A 17,266-nucleotide genomic window follows, 5' to 3' on the forward strand; every position below is an offset into this window, starting at 1 on the left:
ACGAGAGACCTCTCATGGCGCCTGCGGAGTTAGCTGTCGGGTTCGGACCGGTCAGATCCGGTCGCAGGCCAAGCTGCGACTTCACCCCAAGACGGCCGCGTGCCAAGGAAGCAAGGCGGCTGGCCGTCGGTGTTTGGGTTCTCCACCCCTGCCTGTCATTTGGGCGAACGGACCCGCTCCGCAGGCAGGGCTCAGCGATCGGAACGAGTGGGCGAGGACGAATCCCCATCCGTTATCCACGCTACCCGAATCGGATACGAAGTAACAGTTCCGTTATATCTATATCGACTATACCGATTCCCGTGCCACGAAAACGTGGGCGCTAACCTCTACCGGAAGCTCCAATGCGCCTTCGATTCCCTCGACGCGGACGAGAACATAGTCCCCGGCACGCTCCAGGGTCACTTGTGCCCCGGGGCGGATGCCGCCTTCGTTGAGTTGGGCGAGGAGTTCTGGATCCACCTGGATCGCCTCGGCCAGCCGTTCTACGGCTACGGGCCCGGTGTTTTCGTCCAATAAGGCGGAGTCCAGGTTCTGGACACCCAGGGAGAATTCGTGGGCCGCGGGGCCTCCCAGCGTTTCCAAGCCGGGAATGGGGTTGCCGTAGGGAGAGTCGGTGGGTTTGCCCAGCAGGTCATAGAGGCGTTTTTCGACCCGCTCGCTCATCACGTGCTCCCACCGACAGGCTTCATCGTGGACGTATTCCCAATCCAGCCCGATCACGTCGGCGAGCAACCGCTCGGCCAGCCGGTGCTTACGCATCACGGAGGTTGCGCGCTCTCGGCCGGTGACCGTGAGTTCGAGATGGCGGTCTTGGTTGACGATCACCAGACCGTCGCGTTCCATCCGGGCAATCGTCTGCGAAACCGTCGGACCTGAATGGTCTAGGCGCTCGGCAATGCGCGCACGCAGGGCCGTAATTTCCTCTTCCTCGAGTTCCAGAATGGTCCTCAAGTACATTTCCGTGGTGTCGATCAGATCTGTCACTGCGTGGCACTCCTGTATGGCGGGGCGGTCAAGGGGGAACCCGTGTTTGCAACTCTACCTTCGTTAACAATGTCACCTGCTTTCGGCATTCCACCAACTGTTGCGCCACCATTGATGCGGGATATTTTCTGATCCCACCGAAGTCCACTACGACTGATTTCGCCGATGGTAGGAGCACCACTTGACCGATTCGCTGAGCATCCCCTCATCCCTCCTGCCGGCAGATGGCCGCTTCGGCGCCGGGCCCTCCAAGGTTCGCCCCGGGCAGTTGGAGGCACTGGCAGCAGCCAATCCGGGGATCCTCGGGACCTCACACCGTCAGGCTCCGGTCAAGAACCTGGTCGGCAGCATCCGCGAGGGGCTGTCCACGTTCTTCAACGCGCCCGAAGGTTACGAAGTCATTCTTGGTGTCGGCGGATCAACTGCTTTCTGGGACGTCGCATCCTTCGGCCTGGTCGAGCAGAAGGCTCAGCACCTCTCCTTCGGTGAGTTCGGCTCGAAGTTCGCCAAGGCCACGGACAAGGCTCCCTTCCTCCAGGAGTCCTCGATTATTTCTTCTGCGCCCGGCACTCGTCCTGCCCCACACGCGGAGGCCGGCGTCGACGTTTACGCCTGGCCCCAGAACGAAACATCTACCGGGGTCGCGGCACCGGTGCAGCGCGTGGAAGGCGCCGACGACGGCGCCCTGCTACTGATTGATGCGACCTCCGCAGCCGGAGGGCTGGCGGTAGACGTGGCAGAAACCGATGTCTATTATTTCGCCCCTCAGAAGAATTTCGCGTCCGACGGCGGCCTGTGGCTGGGATTGTTCTCTCCGGCCGCTCTGGAACGCGCGGAACGAGTGGGTTCCAGTGGCCGCTGGATCCCCGATTTTCTCGATCTGCGCACGGCCATCGACAATTCGTTGAAGAACCAGACCTATAACACCCCGGCGCTGGGAACCCTGGTGACCCTGAACGACCAGATCTCCTGGCTCAACGAACAGGGTGGGCTCGATTGGGCGGCGGCCCGCACTGCCGATTCCGCCGGGCGGGTGTACTCCTGGGCCGAGGCATCTCCCGTTGCGGCGCCCTACGTCCTCAAGGCCGATGAGCGTTCCAACGTCATCACGACCATCGACTTCGATGATTCCGTCGACGCCTCCCGGGTGGCCTCCATCCTGCGCTCCAATGGCATCGTGGACACCGAGCCATACAGGAAGCTGGGCAGGAACCAACTGCGTATCGCTACGTTCGTGGCGATTGAACCGGACGATATCTCGGCCCTGACCGCCTGCATCGACTACGTCGTGGAGAACATGTAACGCTTACCGACGACGACGACGGGACCGCGAGCGTTGCGGGTTCCGGCCCGCTGACGGCTCGGCCTGTTCGTCCTGGTCGTTCTCCCCGTCCGCTTCAGAGGTGCCCTGTTCGGTCGGTGCGTCTGCCGTTTCGGCAGTCGCGCCGGTTCCGTTCCCCTCTACAGCGCTGACGGTTTCGCTGTCGGTCGGCGCTGCCTTCTGATCCGCTTCCTGGCCTCCGGGCTCCTTGTCCACGGCTTCAGCCGCCTCGGCGTCTCGTTGCGCTTGGAGTTCCTCCGGCAGCACACGATCCGCCCACGGGACCCATTCAGGGGCCACGATGGCTCCTTCGCCCGGCAGCAGCCCGGTCTCGCAAACCGTGGCAACCTTCCCGCGCGGCACCCGGGCCAAGGTCACATACCAATTCCAACCGGCATAACCGCGGAGCTTGGCGACAAACCGGTGAGTCAGCACACGGTCGTCATCGGCGGCCACCCCGAGGTGATCACCGACCGACCCCTGTTCGACGATCGCCAACAGCGCCGAACGGGCCAAGTCAGTTTCGGCACTCAGAACGGCGTCGACTTTTGGTGCCCGTGCCATGATCAGGCGTCCAAATCGTCGGCAACACGGCGAAGCACGGCAGCAACTTTGCCTGCCTGGCCTTTCTCGGGGTACCGCCCCTTGCGCAGGCCGTTGGAAACACTGTCCAAGACCTTGATGAGATCCTCGATGAGGATCGCGGTGTCTTCGGCGGGCTTCCGTTTGCCGCGGACCACCGAAGGAGCGGCCTCGACGACACGTGCCGTCAGCGCCTGCGCGCCCTTGCGTCCCTGGGCGATTCCGAACTCCATACGGGTTCCCGCACGGACCTCTTTGACCCCTTCGGGCAGCGCCGAGGCGTGCAAGTACACCTCCTGACCGTCATCGGTGACCAGGAACCCGAAACCCTTGGAGGCTTCAAACCACTTCACTTTGCCGAAAGGCACTTCGCTTACCTCGTTCTCACGTACCGGCGGCGCCCGGCCCATTGCCCGCGCCGCGTCTGGATTCCCGGCCGAACCTGCATCGACTGCGTCTACGCGCGGATACGATCCTGGCCGGGGAAGTCTATTCGTCTAGAGTACGGCATGCCCGCGGCCGTCAGGACTTTGTGCCCCGCCTCGACGCTGATATTTTGACCGGGTGAATACCCTTGATTCCCCCGCCACCGCGCAGCGCATCGTGACCGTGTTGGCCGCGGCAATCGCCTTGATCTCCATTCTAAGTTTGGCCTTCGTCCTCATCCAGTACGCCGCAGGGACCACACCGTTCACCCAGGTGATGGCCGTTGGCCTCTACGGCCTACCGGTCGCCTTCCTCTTGCTGATTACTCTCCTTCTGCTGCGCATCAGAACCAGACGGCGCCGCTAAGCCGGTCACCTCCGCCAACCTCCTGGCATCACGACACACATCTGACGCACAGAAAACTCCCAGACTTTGCACGCACAATTGGTGTTATGACTGACAAACCTGCGGAAGCCAAGCTTCTCGTCGTCGACGATGAACCCAATATTCGTGAGCTGCTCTCCACGTCCCTGCGTTTCGCTGGCTTCGACGTCACCGCTGCAGCCAATGGTCGTGAGGCATTGGCAGCCGTCGAAAAGGAACTGCCAGACCTTGCTGTCCTGGACGTCATGCTCCCCGATATGGACGGGTTCACCATCACCCGCAAGCTCCGCGCAGCTGGACGCCACTTTCCCGTGCTCTTTTTGACCGCGCGCGACGGAACCGAAGATAAGGTCCAGGGGCTCACTGTCGGCGGGGACGACTACGTGACCAAACCCTTCAGCCTCGACGAAGTCGTGGCCAGGATTCGTGCCGTATTACGTCGGACCCAGCCACTCGATGAAGACGATGCGGTCATCCGCGTGGACGATTTGGAACTCGACGACGACGCCCACGAAGTTCGGCGCGCCGGCGAGGTGGTGGATTTGTCCCCCACCGAGTTCAAGTTGCTGCGCTATCTGATGATGAATCCCAACCGGGTACTCTCCAAGGCCCAGATCCTCGACCACGTCTGGGAATACGACTTCAACGGCGATGCCTCCATCGTGGAATCCTATATTTCCTATCTGCGCCGGAAGATCGATGCCCGGGAGGACTGGCCGGCCATGATCCAGACCAAGCGCGGGGTGGGCTACCTGCTGCGCTCCGCCGACCGGCGCTAGGTCCGGCCTCTGGTGCGTTCACTCCCCCGCCTCCTGCGGCAGGTATCCCTGAGATCCAAGCTCGTGGCCCTCATGGCCACGCTGATGATGTGCGGGGTGTTGGTCACGGCTCTAGCCGCGTCGGCATCGCTTCGGCTGACCCTGCAGGACCAGATGGATACCGACCTCAAGGACAACTCCATCGCGTTGGCCAACATCATGTGGTCCTCCTGGAAAGACCAGGAGCTGCCCAGTGAGGGAGCGACGCTGGAGTTCAACCGTTTCCGGGGAACTTTGCGGGATAATAGCGGTAAGGTGCGCTACGAACTTCCGCATCCGAAACACACCGATGCCCCTCAGGTTCCTCCGATGACCGTCGACGAAGTCCGGGAGCTGGAGTCCTCCACCATGGATGTCCCCGGCACGGAGGAGTCCTCCCGTGGTTGGCGTACCGGCGTCTACACATTACGCAACAACGACGGATACATCGTCGTCTCCCTGCCCTTGCAGTCGACCATGGGCACCGTGGATAAAGCCACGAAACTCGTGGTCACCAGTGGCACCCTGGTCACGCTGGTCATGTCGATGATCGCCTACGGCATCACCGGGCGTGCGTTGAGACCTCTGGTCCGGGTAGAACGGACTGCCGCAGCGATTGCTGCCGGGGACCTGTCTCGACGGGTGGAGGAATATCCACCCGAAACCGAGGTCGGGCGATTATCACGTTCCCTCAACGCCATGCTCGCGCATATCGAGCAGGCCTTCCGCGGGCGGGCTGCCTCGGAACGCAAGATGCGCCGTTTCATCCAGGATGCCTCCCATGAACTGCGGACCCCGTTGGTCACCATCCAGGGATACTCCGAGCTCTACCGGCACGGTGGGGTCAGCGGGGAGGAACAGGTTGGTACCGCCATGGGACGGATCGAAGGTGAAGCCAAGCGCATGGCCCAGCTCGTGGAAGATCTGCTGACCTTGGCCAGGCTCGACGAGCAACGCCCCCTGGAACGCCAGCCGGTGGACCTTCTGCTGTTGGGCTCCGACGCGGTCGAGGATGCCCGGGTCAACGCCCCAACACGTGAGGTCCGCCTCGTCGGTCTTGACGGACCGCAAGCTGCCAGCGCCCCGAGCAGCGGGGACGAGCTGCGGCTGCGTCAGGTCGTGGGGAACCTGATGACCAATGCGCTGCGCTACACCCCCGAAGGTTCGCCCCTTGAAGTGGCTGTCGGGGTGCTACCGGTGATCGATGGCCGCTCGGATGCCGTACTGGCGATTCGGGACCACGGCAACGGGATCTCCGATGAGGATGCCGCCCGGGTCTTCGAGCGGTTCTACCGGGCCGATAGCTCCCGGCAACGGGAAACCGGAGGGACCGGACTCGGGTTGGCAATCGTCGCAGCAATCGTTGCCCAGCATGATGGTTCAGTCCGGCTCACCGAGACCCCTGGTGGTGGCGCCACGATGTCCATCCACCTGCCACTGGTCCCCACCGACTCGTCCTCCACCGACGACGACGCGGGCTGATCCTTCCACCGTTCGTTGTAGCCCGACGACGGATCCGTTTGCAACCCCGCATGGTGGTGTTGGGGCACATCCGGTAGCCCCCGGCCACAAAGGTCGAGAAGGCGAGCGGGGAGTGACCATGAGTAGTTTTTCGGCCAACACAGCAGAAATGCGCGGAAGGGCCCAATCCGTCCAAGGAACCATCGAGCGCCTACGGGCCGAGGTGAACACCATGCAAGCCGGGCTGCGCGACCTCGAATCCTCCTGGCACGGGGCGGCATCCTCGAACTTCCAGGCCGTCGTGGCCGATTGGCGGGCCACCCAGATGAAGGTCGAAGAGTCCCTGACAGCCATTAATACCGCCCTCTCCCAAGCCTCGCAGCAGTATGACGACGCCGAAGCCGCGAACGCCAGGATGTTCACCTACTAAGCCGCCGGCGCTCCGGGACCACGCCCGTCGAGCCAATGACAGAACTCAGTGATTACTGCTGCACAATAGTCATCAGCCCCTCGTGGAAACGGAGATTTGGATGTCACGCACCGCCATCGTTGTCGGTTCGGGCCCCAACGGCCTGACCGCCGCGGCCTTGTTGGCCCGCCAAGGCGTCGAAGTGACGATCTATGAACAGGGCCCCCTCCCCGGCGGTGCAGCGCGTTCGGCCGAGATCCTCGGGGACGGTTTCATCACCGATCTGGGCGCTGCCGGCCACCCCTTCGGCGTGGGTAGTCCGGCTTTTCGCGAACTCGGCCTGACCGATCACGGCCTCGAATGGGTGCACCCCACCTTTCCCATGGCGCATCCTCTGCCCGGACGTGATGCGGCCCTACTGCAACAAGATGCCTCATTGACTGCTTCAACGCTGGGCACCGACCGGGACGTCTGGCGCAGATTGCACCGACCGGTGGTCGAGCACCCACACCGAACGCTGGAGAACATCACCGGTCCGCTGCTTCGTATGCCACCGCATCCGCTATCCATGGCGTCCTTCGGCGTGCGGGCCGCTTGGCCGGCCCATCTACTGGCCCGTCGTCTCTTCGAGACGGAGGAAGCAAAGGCGCTGTTCATCGGTTCCGCAGCCCATTCCATGCTGCCGCCGACCCATCCGTTCACGGCCGCTTTCGGGCTGGTCTTCGGAGGGCTCGGGCAGACTCTGGGATGGCCCGTGGCCCGGGGTGGAACCGGCAGGATCGTGGACGCACTGCTGGACGTCTTGGACCAGCGCGGGGCGAAGATCCACACCAATTCCCCGGTGACTGATTTGCGAGACCTTCCCCAGGCCGATGCCGTCCTGCTGGATCTCACTCCCCGCCAGATCCTGAAGCTCGAAGGGGCAGGGTTGGAGGACCGCTACCGCCATCATCTCGCAAAGTGGAAGTACGGTATGGGCGGCTACAAAGTCGACTACCTGCTTGATGGCCCCATCCCCTGGTCCGACCCGCGGACGGCCGATGCCGGAACCGTTCACGTGGGTGGAACGATGGAGGAGATCGCCGAAGCCGAATCGATGACCCATCGAGGGCGTCTGCCGCCCCGCCCTTTTGTCTTGCTCTGCCAGCAATCGAATGCCGATCCCAGCCGGACTCGGGACGGACGGCAGGTCGTCTGGGCCTATGCGCATGTCCCCAACGGGTGTACCGCCGATGCGGCGCCCCTGATCGATGCCCACATCGAACGGTTCGCCCCCGGATTCCAGGACCGCATTATCGGCCGGGTCGATTCCTCGCCGCAGGTGTTGGAGTCGTGGAACCCGAATCTCGTGGGAGGAGACATCGGGGGTGGATCGCTCAAGGGGATCCAACAAGTCCTGCGCCCGGCGCCGACCCTGCGGCCCTACAACACCGGGACACCGGGACTCTACATCTGCTCCTCCTCCACCCCGCCGGGCGGAGGCGTGCACGGAATGGCCGGATGGAACGCCGCACAGGCAGTACTGCGGGACTGGGAACGCCGGTAATCTGGGTCCATGGCCATCCTCATCGACCCCCCGCTGTGGCCGGCCCACGGTACGGTCTTCTCGCATCTGGTTTCCGATGTCTCGGTGGAAGAGCTCCATGCCTTTGCTGCGACAGCCGGGCTGAGTCGGCGCGCCTTCGACCGAGACCACTATGACGTCCCCCGTCGCCGTTTCGACTCCCTTGTCGCTGCCGGGGCTCTTCCGGTTCCAGCCACCGAACTGGCCCGGCGCCTAATCCGCTCCGGCGTGCGTATCCCCGCCCATCAACGCCCCGAGAAGCTCGAAGGAGTCCTCGCCGACGCCTGGGACCGGTTGCTCCCCGGGAACACGGGCATCGCCGCAGAACTGATGGCCCGCTGGTCAGAGCCTCACCGGCATTACCACGACCGGGCCCACCTGCTGGCCGTGCTGCGGGCCCTCGACCTGCTGCGTTCGAAAGGAGAGCCTCTCGGCTCCCATCCGCGCGCGCCCTGGCTGGCCGCCTGGTTCCACGACGCCGTCTATGCCGGGGTCGCAGGTCAGGACGAGGAGGAATCCGCGCGATTGGCGGAGCAGCTGCTTCCAGCCTCCGGCGTCCCGAACGCCGAGATAGACGAGGTGGCCCGTCTCGTGCGGGTGACCACCAGCCACCGTCCCGCGGAACATGACGCCGCCGGCCGGCTGCTCTGCGATGCCGATCTGGAGGTCCTCGCCCGCCCGGAGCCCGCCTATCGCCGTTATGTGGCCGCAGTGCGCCGCGACTACTCCATGGTGTCTGACGTCGATTTCGCTCGGGGCCGGTCAGCCGTTCTGCGATCCCTACTAGCCACCGAACCGCTCTTCGGCACCAGCAGCGGACGGTTTCTCTGGGAAGAGCCCGCCAGGTCCAACCTCCTCGCCGAGCTGGCAGAACTGCCGGTCGTATAGCCACCGCTCCCCTGGCTTAAACACCGCCGGCGCGGCCCCCTCGTTTCCGAGGTGACCGCGCCGGCGTCGTCGTGCAGGGGCTACAGGACCCGGGAGGCTAGAAGCCGCCCATACCGCCCATGCCACCCATGTCGTCTCCACCGGGCATCCCGGCGCCAGCCTTCTCGGGCTGATCGGCGACGACTGCCTCGGTGGTGAGGAACAGACCGGCGATGGAGGCTGCGTTCTCCAGGGCGGAGCGCGTGACCTTCACCGGGTCGTTGACGCCTGCTGCCAGCAGGTCCTCGTACACACCGGTTGCGGCGTTCAGGCCGTGGCCCGAGGGCAGGCCCTTGACCTTATCGGCGACGACGCCGGGCTCGTGGCCGGCGTTGAAGGCAATCTGCTTGAGCGGGGCTTCGATGGCAACCTTGACGATGTTCGCGCCAGTGGCCTCGTCGCCTTCCAGTGTCAGCTTCGCGAAGGCCTTCGCGCCAGCCTGAATCAGAGCCACGCCGCCGCCGGCGACGATGCCCTCTTCGACTGCTGCCTTGGCGTTACGCACGGCGTCTTCGATGCGGTGCTTGCGCTCGTTGAGCTCGACCTCGGTTGCGGCACCGGCCTTGATCACTGCAACGCCACCGGCCAGCTTGGCCAGACGTTCCTGCAGCTTCTCGCGGTCGTAATCCGAATCGGAGTTTTCGATTTCGGCACGGATCTGGTTGACCCGGCCCGAGATCTCCTCGGCGTCGCCGGCACCCTCAACGATGGTGGTCTCGTCCTTGGTGACAACGACCTTGCGGGCCTGTCCCAACTGGTCGAGCGTTGCGGTTTCGAGCTTCAGTCCGACTTCCTCGGCGATGACCTGGCCACCGGTGAGGATGGCGATATCGGCGAGCATGGCCTTGCGACGGTCACCGAAGCCCGGTGCCTTCACGGCAACGGACTTGAAGGTGCCCTTGAGCTTGTTGACCACGAGGGTGGCCAGGGCTTCGCCCTCGATGTCTTCGGCGATGATCAGCAGCGGCTTGCCGGACTGCATGACCTTCTCCAGGACGGCGACCATGTCCTTGACGGAGGAGATCTTGGAGTTGACGATCAGAATGTACGGATCCTCGAGGACCGTTTCCTGACGTTCTGCATCGGAGACGAAGTAGGCCGAGAGGTAGCCCTTATCGAAGCGCATGCCTTCGGTCAGTTCGAGGTCCAGCCCGAAGGTGTTGGACTCCTCGACCGTGACGACGCCTTCCTTGCCGACCTTGTCCAGGGCCTCAGCGATGAGCTCGCCGATCTGGGAATCACCAGCGGAGATCGACGCGGTGGCCGCGATCTGCTCCTTGGTTTCGATTTCCACTGCCGAGTCGAACAGTTCGCTGGTCACGGCCTCGACGGCCTTCTGGATCCCGCGCTTCAGCGAGAGCGGGTCGGCGCCGGCAGCAACGTTGCGCAGGCCTTCCTTGACCAGTGCCTGGGCCAGCACGGTAGCGGTGGTGGTGCCGTCGCCTGCGATGTCGTCGGTCTTCTTGGCGACCTCCTTGACCAGCTCGGCACCGATCTTCTCGTACGGCTCGTCCAGCTCGATTTCCTTGGCGATGGAGACGCCGTCGTTCGTGATGGTGGGTGCGCCCCACTTCTTCTCGAGAACAACGTTGCGCCCGCGCGGGCCGAGGGTCACCTTGACGGCGTCGGCCAGGGTGTTCAGACCCCGCTCGAGGCCGCGGCGTGCTTCCTCGTCAAATGCAATCATCTTGGCCATAGTGGCTAGTGGTCCTTTCGGGACAGTCTTGCGAATTCATGAACCAGTTGAAACGCCCGCGACGGACGGGTGGGGTGCTGCGTTATCTGAACGCCGCGCCCACACCCTCGCTGCAACTGATCCGGGGTTCACCCGCGGTATTCGCTGCCGGTAGGTTGTGACGAAATGGATCCGCCCCGCGCTTAGCAGTCGCAACACCTGAGTGCTAAATCAATTATTGGCACTCTCCACCCTCGAGTGCAAGCCATGAGTGCCGTTTTCGGGAAACTCTTCACGTCCGGCTTAACCCGAACGGCGCCACTGGGACCCTGGGGACCTAGAAATCGGCTCCGAGAACGACGGCGATGCGACCGGGAATCTGCGAGGTTTGGTACACCGTGCCGATCCCCATCGCGCCGGCGGCCTTCTCGGCAGTGGCTTTATCCTCGTCGGACTTGTAGTAGACGATCGAGCTGCTCACGCGTTTGGTCCAGTTCGCGGCGCTGAGATTGCTAAAGCCCGCGGCGCTGAGCTTGGCCTGGCCGGAAGCGGCCAAGCCCGTTCGGCGGGAGCCGTTGTAGACGCCGATCTTGGTGGAGGTATCCGGCGCGGCAGCGGCAGAGCTGGAGGAGGCTGCCGCAGCGGAACTGGAGGAAGCGGCAGCGGCCTTGGACTTCTTCGCCGCCTCGGAGGCTGCTGCCTCGGATTTGGCCGCAGCTGCAGACTCGGCGGCGGCAGAGGATTCAGCGGCTGCGGAATCATCCGCGGATTCCTCCGGCGCCTGACTTTCCGCTGCACCCTTCGTTGCCGAGGCCGGGGACTGGCTGGCCGAACTGGAACTGTTTGCCGGGGTGGCGACCGGCTGGCCGGTCAACTGCGGCAGGACGAAGTAGCTGAAGAGGCCAACGACCAGGGCCAAGATGCCGAAGGCGACGATCCAGCCCAATGGTGACCGGCGGGTAGCGGCGCCGGAAATGGTTTGCCGGTGAATCCCCTTACGGTCGGTGAATTCCGGGACCCTGTCGAACTCGTCGTTCGGGTGCTTCGTCATCGCAGTCCTTGGTTCCTTCGGTGCAGCGGCGGATGGTGCCGGAATCGGGCCTACGCCTCGCCCGCCAGCCGGCGCGCACTGCGGGCACGATGCCTCGTTGATCGAAGTCTACGCAATCTTTTGACAAGCATCGGATCATGCGCCAGCGCGGCGTCCGTGTCGATCAGTGCATTGAGCAGCTGGTAGTAGTTGGCCGCCGAAAGATCGAAAAGTTCGCGGATGGCCTGTTCCTTGGCACCGGCGTATTTCCACCATTGACGTTCGAGCGCCAGAATCTGCTGGTCGCGGACGTCCAGCGGGCTGTCCTCGTCGGGTTCGAACTCCAGTTCGCCCGCCTGTACTGCCATCGCCTGCCTCCTTGACCTGTCGTTCCTCCGACGATTCCTGCCGCCGGGCCTGGCCCGGACGCGAGTCGCCCACACCCATCCTAGTGGCGAATTACATCGATGTCATTTGCCGGTTGGTGCGTTCTGCCGGGCAGAATGGGCTCATGAAGACAGCTGTGGAGCAAACCCCCTGGCCCATGGCCCCCGACTGGGCCGAGGCCCTGGCTCCGGTGATGCCTCGATTGCAAAAGATCGATACGGACCTTTCCGCTCGGCGTGCTGCCGGCGAGCAGGTGCTTCCGGCCCCCGAACATCTGTTGCGAGCCTTCCACCTGCCGCTGGCGGACGTCAGGGTCCTCATCCTCGGTCAGGACCCCTACCCGACACCCGGGCACTCGATTGGGCTGGCCTTCGCCGTCGATGAGTCGGTGACCCCACTGCCCCGCAGCCTGAAAAACATCTTCACCGAATACTGCCAAGACACCGGCTACCCGTTTCCAGCTACCGGGAACCTGAGCGCTTGGGCCGAGCAGGGGGTGTTGCTGTTGAACCCGATCCTGTCGGTGGCCGCCGGGGACACCGGCTCACATCGGAAGCTGGGGTGGCAGGAATTTACGACCGCAGCCATCACCGCGCTGGTGGCACGCCCGACCCCGCTGGTGTCCATCCTGTGGGGACGGCAAGCCCAGGGCTTCGAACCACTGCTCGGTACGACGCCGGTGATCACCAGCGCCCATCCCTCGCCGTTGTCGGCACGGCGCGGCTTCTTCGGCTCGCGCCCGTTCACCCGGGCCAACGAACTGCTCACCGGTCAGGGCGCGGATCCCGTCGATTGGCGCTTACCTGCACCCACCGATGACCATCCGGATACCGGAGCCACGCTTCCGCTGTCCGGCTGATCGGCACCTCCGCTAGCGGCGGCGGATGCGTCGCCGTTCGTGGGTGATCCACCCCTTGGTGAAGGGGCGAGCGACGGTATCGCCGAGCACAACGCCGCCGGCGATGGCCACGATGATGGCGAAGGCGTTGAACATTTGGAGCAGCCCCACGGACATGTCTCCCGCATCGATCGTGATGCCATACATGGCTCGGAAAATCGTCAGTCCGGGCAGCAGGAAGGTCACTGCCGGGACGGCGACCACGAGCTGCGGGGCGGTCATCTTCATGGCCACCCAGCGACCGACTCCACCGACGACGATGGCCGCCACGGCCGGGGCCATCCGGTCCCCCACCCCAATTGCTTGTGCGAGCAAAAGTGCCAGATAACCGGTCAGTGCGACCCCGGCTGTGGGCAGCAGCAGACTGCGCGCTGTCTGCTCGAAGATGGATACGCAGAACACCGCGACCGCGACCAAGAACGCCAGGAACGCCGTCGGGTAGGAGATCTGGTCGATATTGGACACGTCCAACCGCCGCATCCCCAGCAACGTCCCGGTCACCAGTGCCGCGGTGATCCCGGCAATAATGGCCCCGTAGATCAGGAGGGATGAGAAGAAACGGCCAGCTGCGGTGACCGGGAATCCGTTAATCGCGTCCTGGACCGCCGAAACGAATCTCGACGAGGGCAACAACAACATGATCCCGCCGGCCACGACCACCGCCGGGGAGATCGGCGCGTTGACCGCCCAGAGAAGCATGGCGATGCCCGTGGTGACTGCTGAACCGAGCCCGATGGTGAAGAATTCGGGGACCCTCCAACTGCCCACGACGTTCATGATGCCGGTAATCAGGCAGAAGGAAATCAGCGCTACGAGCGCGCCGAACCAACTGCCTCCGATGAACATGACGAAGGCTGCGCAGAAACCACCGCCACCCATGGTGGCCATCCACCGGGGGTAGGGCTTGGGCTGTCGGAGGATCTCGCGTAATCGATCGGTGGCCTGAGTGCGGGTGACACCACCGGCAATGATCTCTGAGACCAGACCGTGCAGCAGGGCCAGCCCCCGGTAGTTGCCGGTCCAGGAACGCACCACGCGCAAGAGGGAGACCGGGTTCTGGTCTTGTGGGGCGTAGTTGATATGGATCGACTGGTTGGTGATCTCCACGTCGACATTGCTCAGACCCAACGATGCGGTGACAGCGATGACGCTGGTTTCCGCCTGCAGGGCACCGGCGCCGAAACGGAACATCGACTCCGCCATATCCAAGGCAAATTCCAGGGTCTGGCGGGCGTTGGCGTCGAATTCACCCGGCTGCTGGATCAGCGGGTTCGCATAGGGGCTACCCACCAGCCGGTCCACGATCGAGAACGCCTGGGTCGGCGGCGATTCGGTGTGCATCAGCTTCGAGAACGCACGTTTGGCCGCAGGGGTGGCCTTTCCGGCGGCCCGGGCCACGCTCGGCAACGGGTTCGGGGCATGGAAAGGGGCCGGTGCCGGCCGCGGGGTGGTCTTGGGTGAGGCTTTCGCGGGCGGGCCGGTGCGTGCCTCCGGCGCGACGACGTTGGATACTCTCGCGACGGCGGGGTCGATCGGAACCGAAGTAGTCGTCGGAGGTGCCGCCTGAACCGGCTTGGGTCGTCGGGCCGCGGGGATCTTCCACGGTGCCGGTTTACGGGTGGAACCGGTCGATGGTGCCGGGCCCGAATCCTCAGCGGTCTTGGCTGCCCCCTTTTTGGGGGCGCCCGGTGTTCGGCCTGGCCACCCTGGCTGGGTCTTCCGCGAGGGCTTGACCCGCTGCTCGGGGGACGTCGTGGCCGATGGTTCGGAAACCTGTTTCGCTTCTTGGGCTGGTGCGGCAGTGGCGTCGGCCCGTTCGGGGAGTCCGGGTGAGGCCGTCGGGGTCGGCGGCGCGGCGATGGGGACCTCTGCGGTCCGTGGGGTGATGCCATCCCACACCGGCTCCGTCTTGGAACGGTCATCCGGGGAGCCCGGCAGGTCGACACTGCCGCTGGGCAGGACATGGTCGGTGCGAGGACGCGCTTGTTCGACGGCGTCTGAGGCCTCGGGCGTATACGCCAACGCCCCAGTGGGCTCCGTTTTGACCCAGTCGTCGTGATAGCCCGGTGCGGTGTCTTCGATTTCCGAAGCGGCCTCGTCGTCGTTCTCCGAGGAACGGTTTGCGCTTCTGGCCAATCTGCTGAAGAGCCCTGCCGGCTGTTTGATTTCCGACGTCGGAATGCGCGGCATCACCCCGGCCTTCGGGTTCGGATCCTGAGTGGGCGCCGTGATTTCGGAGGGCTCCGGCTTGTCGCGGTCGGACACGAACTCTCCTGTTCTGACGGGGTTTCCTGTAGGCAACTCTACAACCGGAGGCAAGGCCAAAAGAGCCGTGGACCGACCGATGTGTCCAACGTCAAAAGAGCGGCCGTGTGCAGGATCAACCGAGTGGATGTTCCAGCCTGCGACGGGGCCCCTAGCGTCGGAGACAACCCGATGAGAAGGCTTTTCAGGAAAGTACCCCCATGACGTCACGCGGAACCCGCAAGTCCCCGCAAGGCTCTTCCAACCTCGCGGCTTGGACATCGGCGAGGAGCGTAGTCCGACCTCCACGGTAGGGGGCCGAAACGGACTGGACCGTTCAGTTATCCCCGGCAGGTGGGGCCGGCCCTTCGCATGCACGCAACCCCGGATGGGAGCACAGCACCGAGCCGATTCGAACTTTCGAGATATATGGCTGTGACTAGGGGTTTCCAAGTTGTAACGATTCGTTGCGTGTGGCGTCAGCGTGCCAAAGCGTCAGTGCCTTCCCCCTAGACTCGCCATGAATCCAACTGTTGGGGGAACAGATGAAACATTTTTACTTCGTGGCGCCCACGCTCGTGGTGGCCATCGCACTCGCCGGTTGCAGTGTTTCCAGCAATGACATATCCGAATCAGCACCACAAGCCACGGAAACGAAGGCTTCGGGAGTCCCCCCGCGCCTCACCATCGGTCATGCCTTCGCAGGACCCAACCGGCACAGGACAGCAATGGGTCGATGCCGTCATGCAGCAGTGGCTCGACTTTGAGGGCGCCCGCAGCATCCAAGGTTTCATATGGCCTTTCAACCTGGTGACCCGCTGGGAATCTACGGAACCCGGAGAGATCGTTCTGCACGTCGATGATTCGATTACCGGGAACGCCGAGGGGATCAGCGACTACTCGGCAACAAGTGAACTCGACTCCATCGCCGGTGTGATGATGCAGAGCGTCGCGGAAGAATTCCCCACGGTGGAGAACATCACAGCGGTCACCGAAGACGGGACCTTGTCAGTGGACTATGCCCGCGGGAAGTGGGAACGGAGCCAGCCTGTCAGCATGCGGGACTCCATGATGGCCGCGGATCCACGTCCCGAATCCCACCTCAAGGGCCAGGCCTGGGCGGACGAAAAAATGAATCAATGGTTCGAACAACTTGGCGTCCAGGGGCCCGAAGGCCTGGTGTCATCGTTCCGACTGATCACGTCCTGGGAATCTTCCGAGAAGGGTGAACTCGTCATCCACCTCGACAAGTCATTCCCCTCCTCCTATGACGTGGGTTCCGGAATGATGACTGTCGAAGAGGATCTGCAGGGCATTTCGGTGACCATCCTTGACAACCTTTATATGGATGCTCCCGAGCTGGAGCAGGTCACCGCGGTCGTCGATGGCAGTGGCCAGGCGAAGAGCGTCGACCGGGATGACAGCTGGTTCACAGCCAGCTGATCGCTAGTGTTCGCCCTCCAGAAGAGCCACACCGATCCCCAAGTCCGTCTCAAGGGCGCGACGGTCGCCGTGGGCCGCCGGCACTTTGAGGAATCTTCGGCGGCTTTGATCCACCGGTTCCGTCGGGGTTCCGGGCGGCAAAAACCCCTCTTCCGATATCGGAGGAGGGGTGATGGTGGTTCTTACTGGATTCGAACCAGCGACCTTTCGCGTGTGAAGCGAACGCTCTAACCAACTGAGCTAAAGAACCGGGTGTCACGCCGCGATGGCGTACCTAGAAAGGGTACCGGAGGCGTGCCCCGCCACCAAATTCATCGAGTTCGCCGCGAAACCTCAGGCCGGCGCCCCTCACCTGCCTGAGGAGAGGGGCGCCGGCGTCGCCTGTCTTTACTTCAGGTAGCTCGCCGCGACATAGCCCTTCTTGCCCCTATAGGTGACCTTCGCCCAGCTCTTGGCCGTCGAAGCCACCGCAACCTTCGCGTTCTTCGGGATCACCAACACCGACTTGTACTTCGTCCCCGCACCCGAACGCATGTTCAGGTTTGCCTTCGTCACCTTCGTGACCGACTTCGCGGCAGGCTTCTTCGCAGGAGCCTTCGCAGGCTTCTTGACCGGCGCCTTCGCCGGAGCCACCGTCTTCAGGTAGCTCGCGGCAACATAGCCCTTCTTGCCCTTGTAGGTGACCTTCGCCCAGCTCTTGGCCGTCGAAGCCACCGCAACCTTCGCGTTCT

17 protein-coding genes, 1 tRNA gene and 1 riboswitch are annotated in these 17,266 nt (G+C 63.7%); of the genes, 9 read left to right on the top strand and 9 right to left on the bottom strand.

All coding sequences use genetic code 11. The features are described 5' to 3' along the window. Positions 1–4: 4 nt before the first annotated feature. A riboswitch (cyclic di-AMP (ydaO/yuaA leader) is annotated at positions 5–176 on the bottom strand. A 112-nt stretch (positions 177–288) separates the two neighbouring features. Next, positions 289–987, bottom strand: coding sequence for a metal-dependent transcriptional regulator (locus FM101_RS04070; RefSeq protein ID WP_086995860.1), 699 nt, complete (start codon positions 985–987; stop codon positions 289–291). A 181-nt stretch (positions 988–1,168) separates the two neighbouring features. On the opposite strand from FM101_RS04070, the gene serC reads away from it, so the two are divergent. Continuing rightward, positions 1,169–2,290 (top strand): phosphoserine transaminase, encoded by a 1,122-nt coding sequence (serC, locus tag FM101_RS04075; protein ID WP_086995863.1) that lies wholly within the window; start codon positions 1,169–1,171, stop codon positions 2,288–2,290. Positions 2,291–2,293: 3 nt separating this feature from the next. Here serC and FM101_RS04080 read toward each other — a convergent pair whose 3' ends face one another. Next, the gene (locus FM101_RS04080) at positions 2,294–2,872 is read right to left on the bottom strand and encodes a DUF3027 domain-containing protein (RefSeq protein WP_086995866.1); all 579 of its coding nucleotides are present in this window, start codon (positions 2,870–2,872) and stop codon (positions 2,294–2,296) included. Positions 2,873–2,874: 2 nt separating this feature from the next. After that, positions 2,875–3,258 (bottom strand): cold-shock protein, encoded by a 384-nt coding sequence (locus tag FM101_RS04085; protein ID WP_086995869.1) that lies wholly within the window; start codon positions 3,256–3,258, stop codon positions 2,875–2,877. A gap of 196 nt (positions 3,259–3,454) precedes the next feature. On the opposite strand from FM101_RS04085, the gene FM101_RS04090 reads away from it, so the two are divergent. The 6 genes from FM101_RS04090 (at position 3,455) to FM101_RS04115 (ending at position 8,819) form a co-directional block, all read left to right on the top strand. Continuing rightward, positions 3,455–3,682: a hypothetical protein gene (locus FM101_RS04090; RefSeq protein WP_086995872.1), complete on the top strand. Its 228-nt coding sequence runs from the start codon at positions 3,455–3,457 to the stop codon at positions 3,680–3,682. An 86-nt stretch (positions 3,683–3,768) separates the two neighbouring features. Beyond that, positions 3,769–4,479: a response regulator transcription factor gene (locus tag FM101_RS04095; RefSeq protein WP_086995875.1), complete on the top strand. Its 711-nt coding sequence runs from the start codon at positions 3,769–3,771 to the stop codon at positions 4,477–4,479. A gap of 12 nt (positions 4,480–4,491) precedes the next feature. After that, positions 4,492–5,979, top strand: coding sequence for a HAMP domain-containing sensor histidine kinase (locus tag FM101_RS04100; RefSeq protein ID WP_342744354.1), 1,488 nt, complete (start codon positions 4,492–4,494; stop codon positions 5,977–5,979). A gap of 118 nt (positions 5,980–6,097) precedes the next feature. Then, positions 6,098–6,388, top strand: a complete 291-nt coding sequence (locus tag FM101_RS04105) for a WXG100 family type VII secretion target (RefSeq protein WP_086995908.1) — start codon at positions 6,098–6,100, stop codon at positions 6,386–6,388. Between the two features lie 100 nt (positions 6,389–6,488). Beyond that, positions 6,489–7,913, top strand: coding sequence for a phytoene desaturase family protein (locus FM101_RS04110; protein WP_086995878.1), 1,425 nt, complete (start codon positions 6,489–6,491; stop codon positions 7,911–7,913). Positions 7,914–7,922: 9 nt separating this feature from the next. Beyond that, positions 7,923–8,819 carry a DUF4031 domain-containing protein gene (locus tag FM101_RS04115; RefSeq protein WP_086995881.1) on the top strand — a complete coding sequence of 299 codons (897 nt, stop codon included), beginning with the start codon at positions 7,923–7,925 and terminating at the stop codon, positions 8,817–8,819. 97 nt (positions 8,820–8,916) lie between these two features. Here the strand turns inward: FM101_RS04115 and groL are convergent, their stop codons facing one another. The 3 genes from groL to FM101_RS04130 form a co-directional block, all read right to left on the bottom strand. After that, positions 8,917–10,554: a chaperonin GroEL gene (groL, locus tag FM101_RS04120; RefSeq protein WP_086995884.1), complete on the bottom strand. Its 1,638-nt coding sequence runs from the start codon at positions 10,552–10,554 to the stop codon at positions 8,917–8,919. 316 nt (positions 10,555–10,870) lie between these two features. Beyond that, positions 10,871–11,584: a LytR C-terminal domain-containing protein gene (locus FM101_RS04125; RefSeq protein WP_086995887.1), complete on the bottom strand. Its 714-nt coding sequence runs from the start codon at positions 11,582–11,584 to the stop codon at positions 10,871–10,873. A 50-nt stretch (positions 11,585–11,634) separates the two neighbouring features. After that, positions 11,635–11,931: a DUF3263 domain-containing protein gene (locus FM101_RS04130; RefSeq protein WP_086995890.1), complete on the bottom strand. Its 297-nt coding sequence runs from the start codon at positions 11,929–11,931 to the stop codon at positions 11,635–11,637. Positions 11,932–12,074: 143 nt separating this feature from the next. Here FM101_RS04130 and FM101_RS04135 point away from each other — a divergent pair, with 143 nt between their 5' ends. Next, positions 12,075–12,809, top strand: a complete 735-nt coding sequence (locus tag FM101_RS04135; protein ID WP_086995893.1) for a uracil-DNA glycosylase — start codon at positions 12,075–12,077, stop codon at positions 12,807–12,809. 12 nt (positions 12,810–12,821) lie between these two features. Here the strand turns inward: FM101_RS04135 and FM101_RS04140 are convergent, their stop codons facing one another. Further along, a complete protein-coding gene (locus FM101_RS04140; RefSeq protein ID WP_179204222.1) occupies positions 12,822–15,113 on the bottom strand; it encodes a threonine/serine ThrE exporter family protein in 2,292 nt (763 codons plus the stop codon). 672 nt (positions 15,114–15,785) lie between these two features. Between FM101_RS04140 and FM101_RS04145 the strand changes: the two genes are divergently transcribed. Beyond that, complete coding sequence (locus FM101_RS04145; RefSeq protein WP_086995898.1) at positions 15,786–16,535, top strand: hypothetical protein; 750 nt, start codon at positions 15,786–15,788, stop codon at positions 16,533–16,535. A gap of 173 nt (positions 16,536–16,708) precedes the next feature. Here the strand turns inward: FM101_RS04145 and FM101_RS04150 are convergent. Both FM101_RS04150 and FM101_RS04155 read right to left on the bottom strand, forming a co-directional pair. After that, positions 16,709–16,785: transfer RNA gene (locus tag FM101_RS04150), tRNA-Val, on the bottom strand. A 137-nt stretch (positions 16,786–16,922) separates the two neighbouring features. Further along, the coding region (locus FM101_RS04155; protein WP_179204223.1) for an SH3 domain-containing protein at positions 16,923–17,266 on the bottom strand (344 nt) is incomplete at its 5' end.

This window comes from Arthrobacter rhombi, assembly GCF_900163545.1.
In the GTDB taxonomy this organism is placed as follows: domain Bacteria; phylum Actinomycetota; class Actinomycetes; order Actinomycetales; family Micrococcaceae; genus Arthrobacter_H; species Arthrobacter_H rhombi_A.

Bases quoted from the DNA above. Each gene is read 5' to 3' on its own strand.
- FM101_RS04080 (WP_086995866.1), bottom strand. From the start codon at position 2,872: ATGGCACGGGCACCAAAAGTCGACGCCGTTCTGAGTGCCGAAACTGAC.
- FM101_RS04105 (WP_086995908.1), top strand. From the start codon at position 6,098: ATGAGTAGTTTTTCGGCCAACACAGCAGAAATGCGCGGAAGGGCCCAA.
- FM101_RS04125 (WP_086995887.1), bottom strand. From the start codon at position 11,584: ATGACGAAGCACCCGAACGACGAGTTCGACAGGGTCCCGGAATTCACC.
- FM101_RS04135 (WP_086995893.1), top strand. From the start codon at position 12,075: ATGAAGACAGCTGTGGAGCAAACCCCCTGGCCCATGGCCCCCGACTGG.
- FM101_RS04110 (WP_086995878.1), top strand. From the start codon at position 6,489: ATGTCACGCACCGCCATCGTTGTCGGTTCGGGCCCCAACGGCCTGACC.
- FM101_RS04130 (WP_086995890.1), bottom strand. From the start codon at position 11,931: ATGGCAGTACAGGCGGGCGAACTGGAGTTCGAACCCGACGAGGACAGC.
- FM101_RS04095 (WP_086995875.1), top strand. From the start codon at position 3,769: ATGACTGACAAACCTGCGGAAGCCAAGCTTCTCGTCGTCGACGATGAA.
- FM101_RS04145 (WP_086995898.1), top strand. From the start codon at position 15,786: ATGCCTTCGCAGGACCCAACCGGCACAGGACAGCAATGGGTCGATGCC.
- FM101_RS04115 (WP_086995881.1), top strand. From the start codon at position 7,923: ATGGCCATCCTCATCGACCCCCCGCTGTGGCCGGCCCACGGTACGGTC.
- groL (WP_086995884.1), bottom strand. From the start codon at position 10,554: ATGGCCAAGATGATTGCATTTGACGAGGAAGCACGCCGCGGCCTCGAG.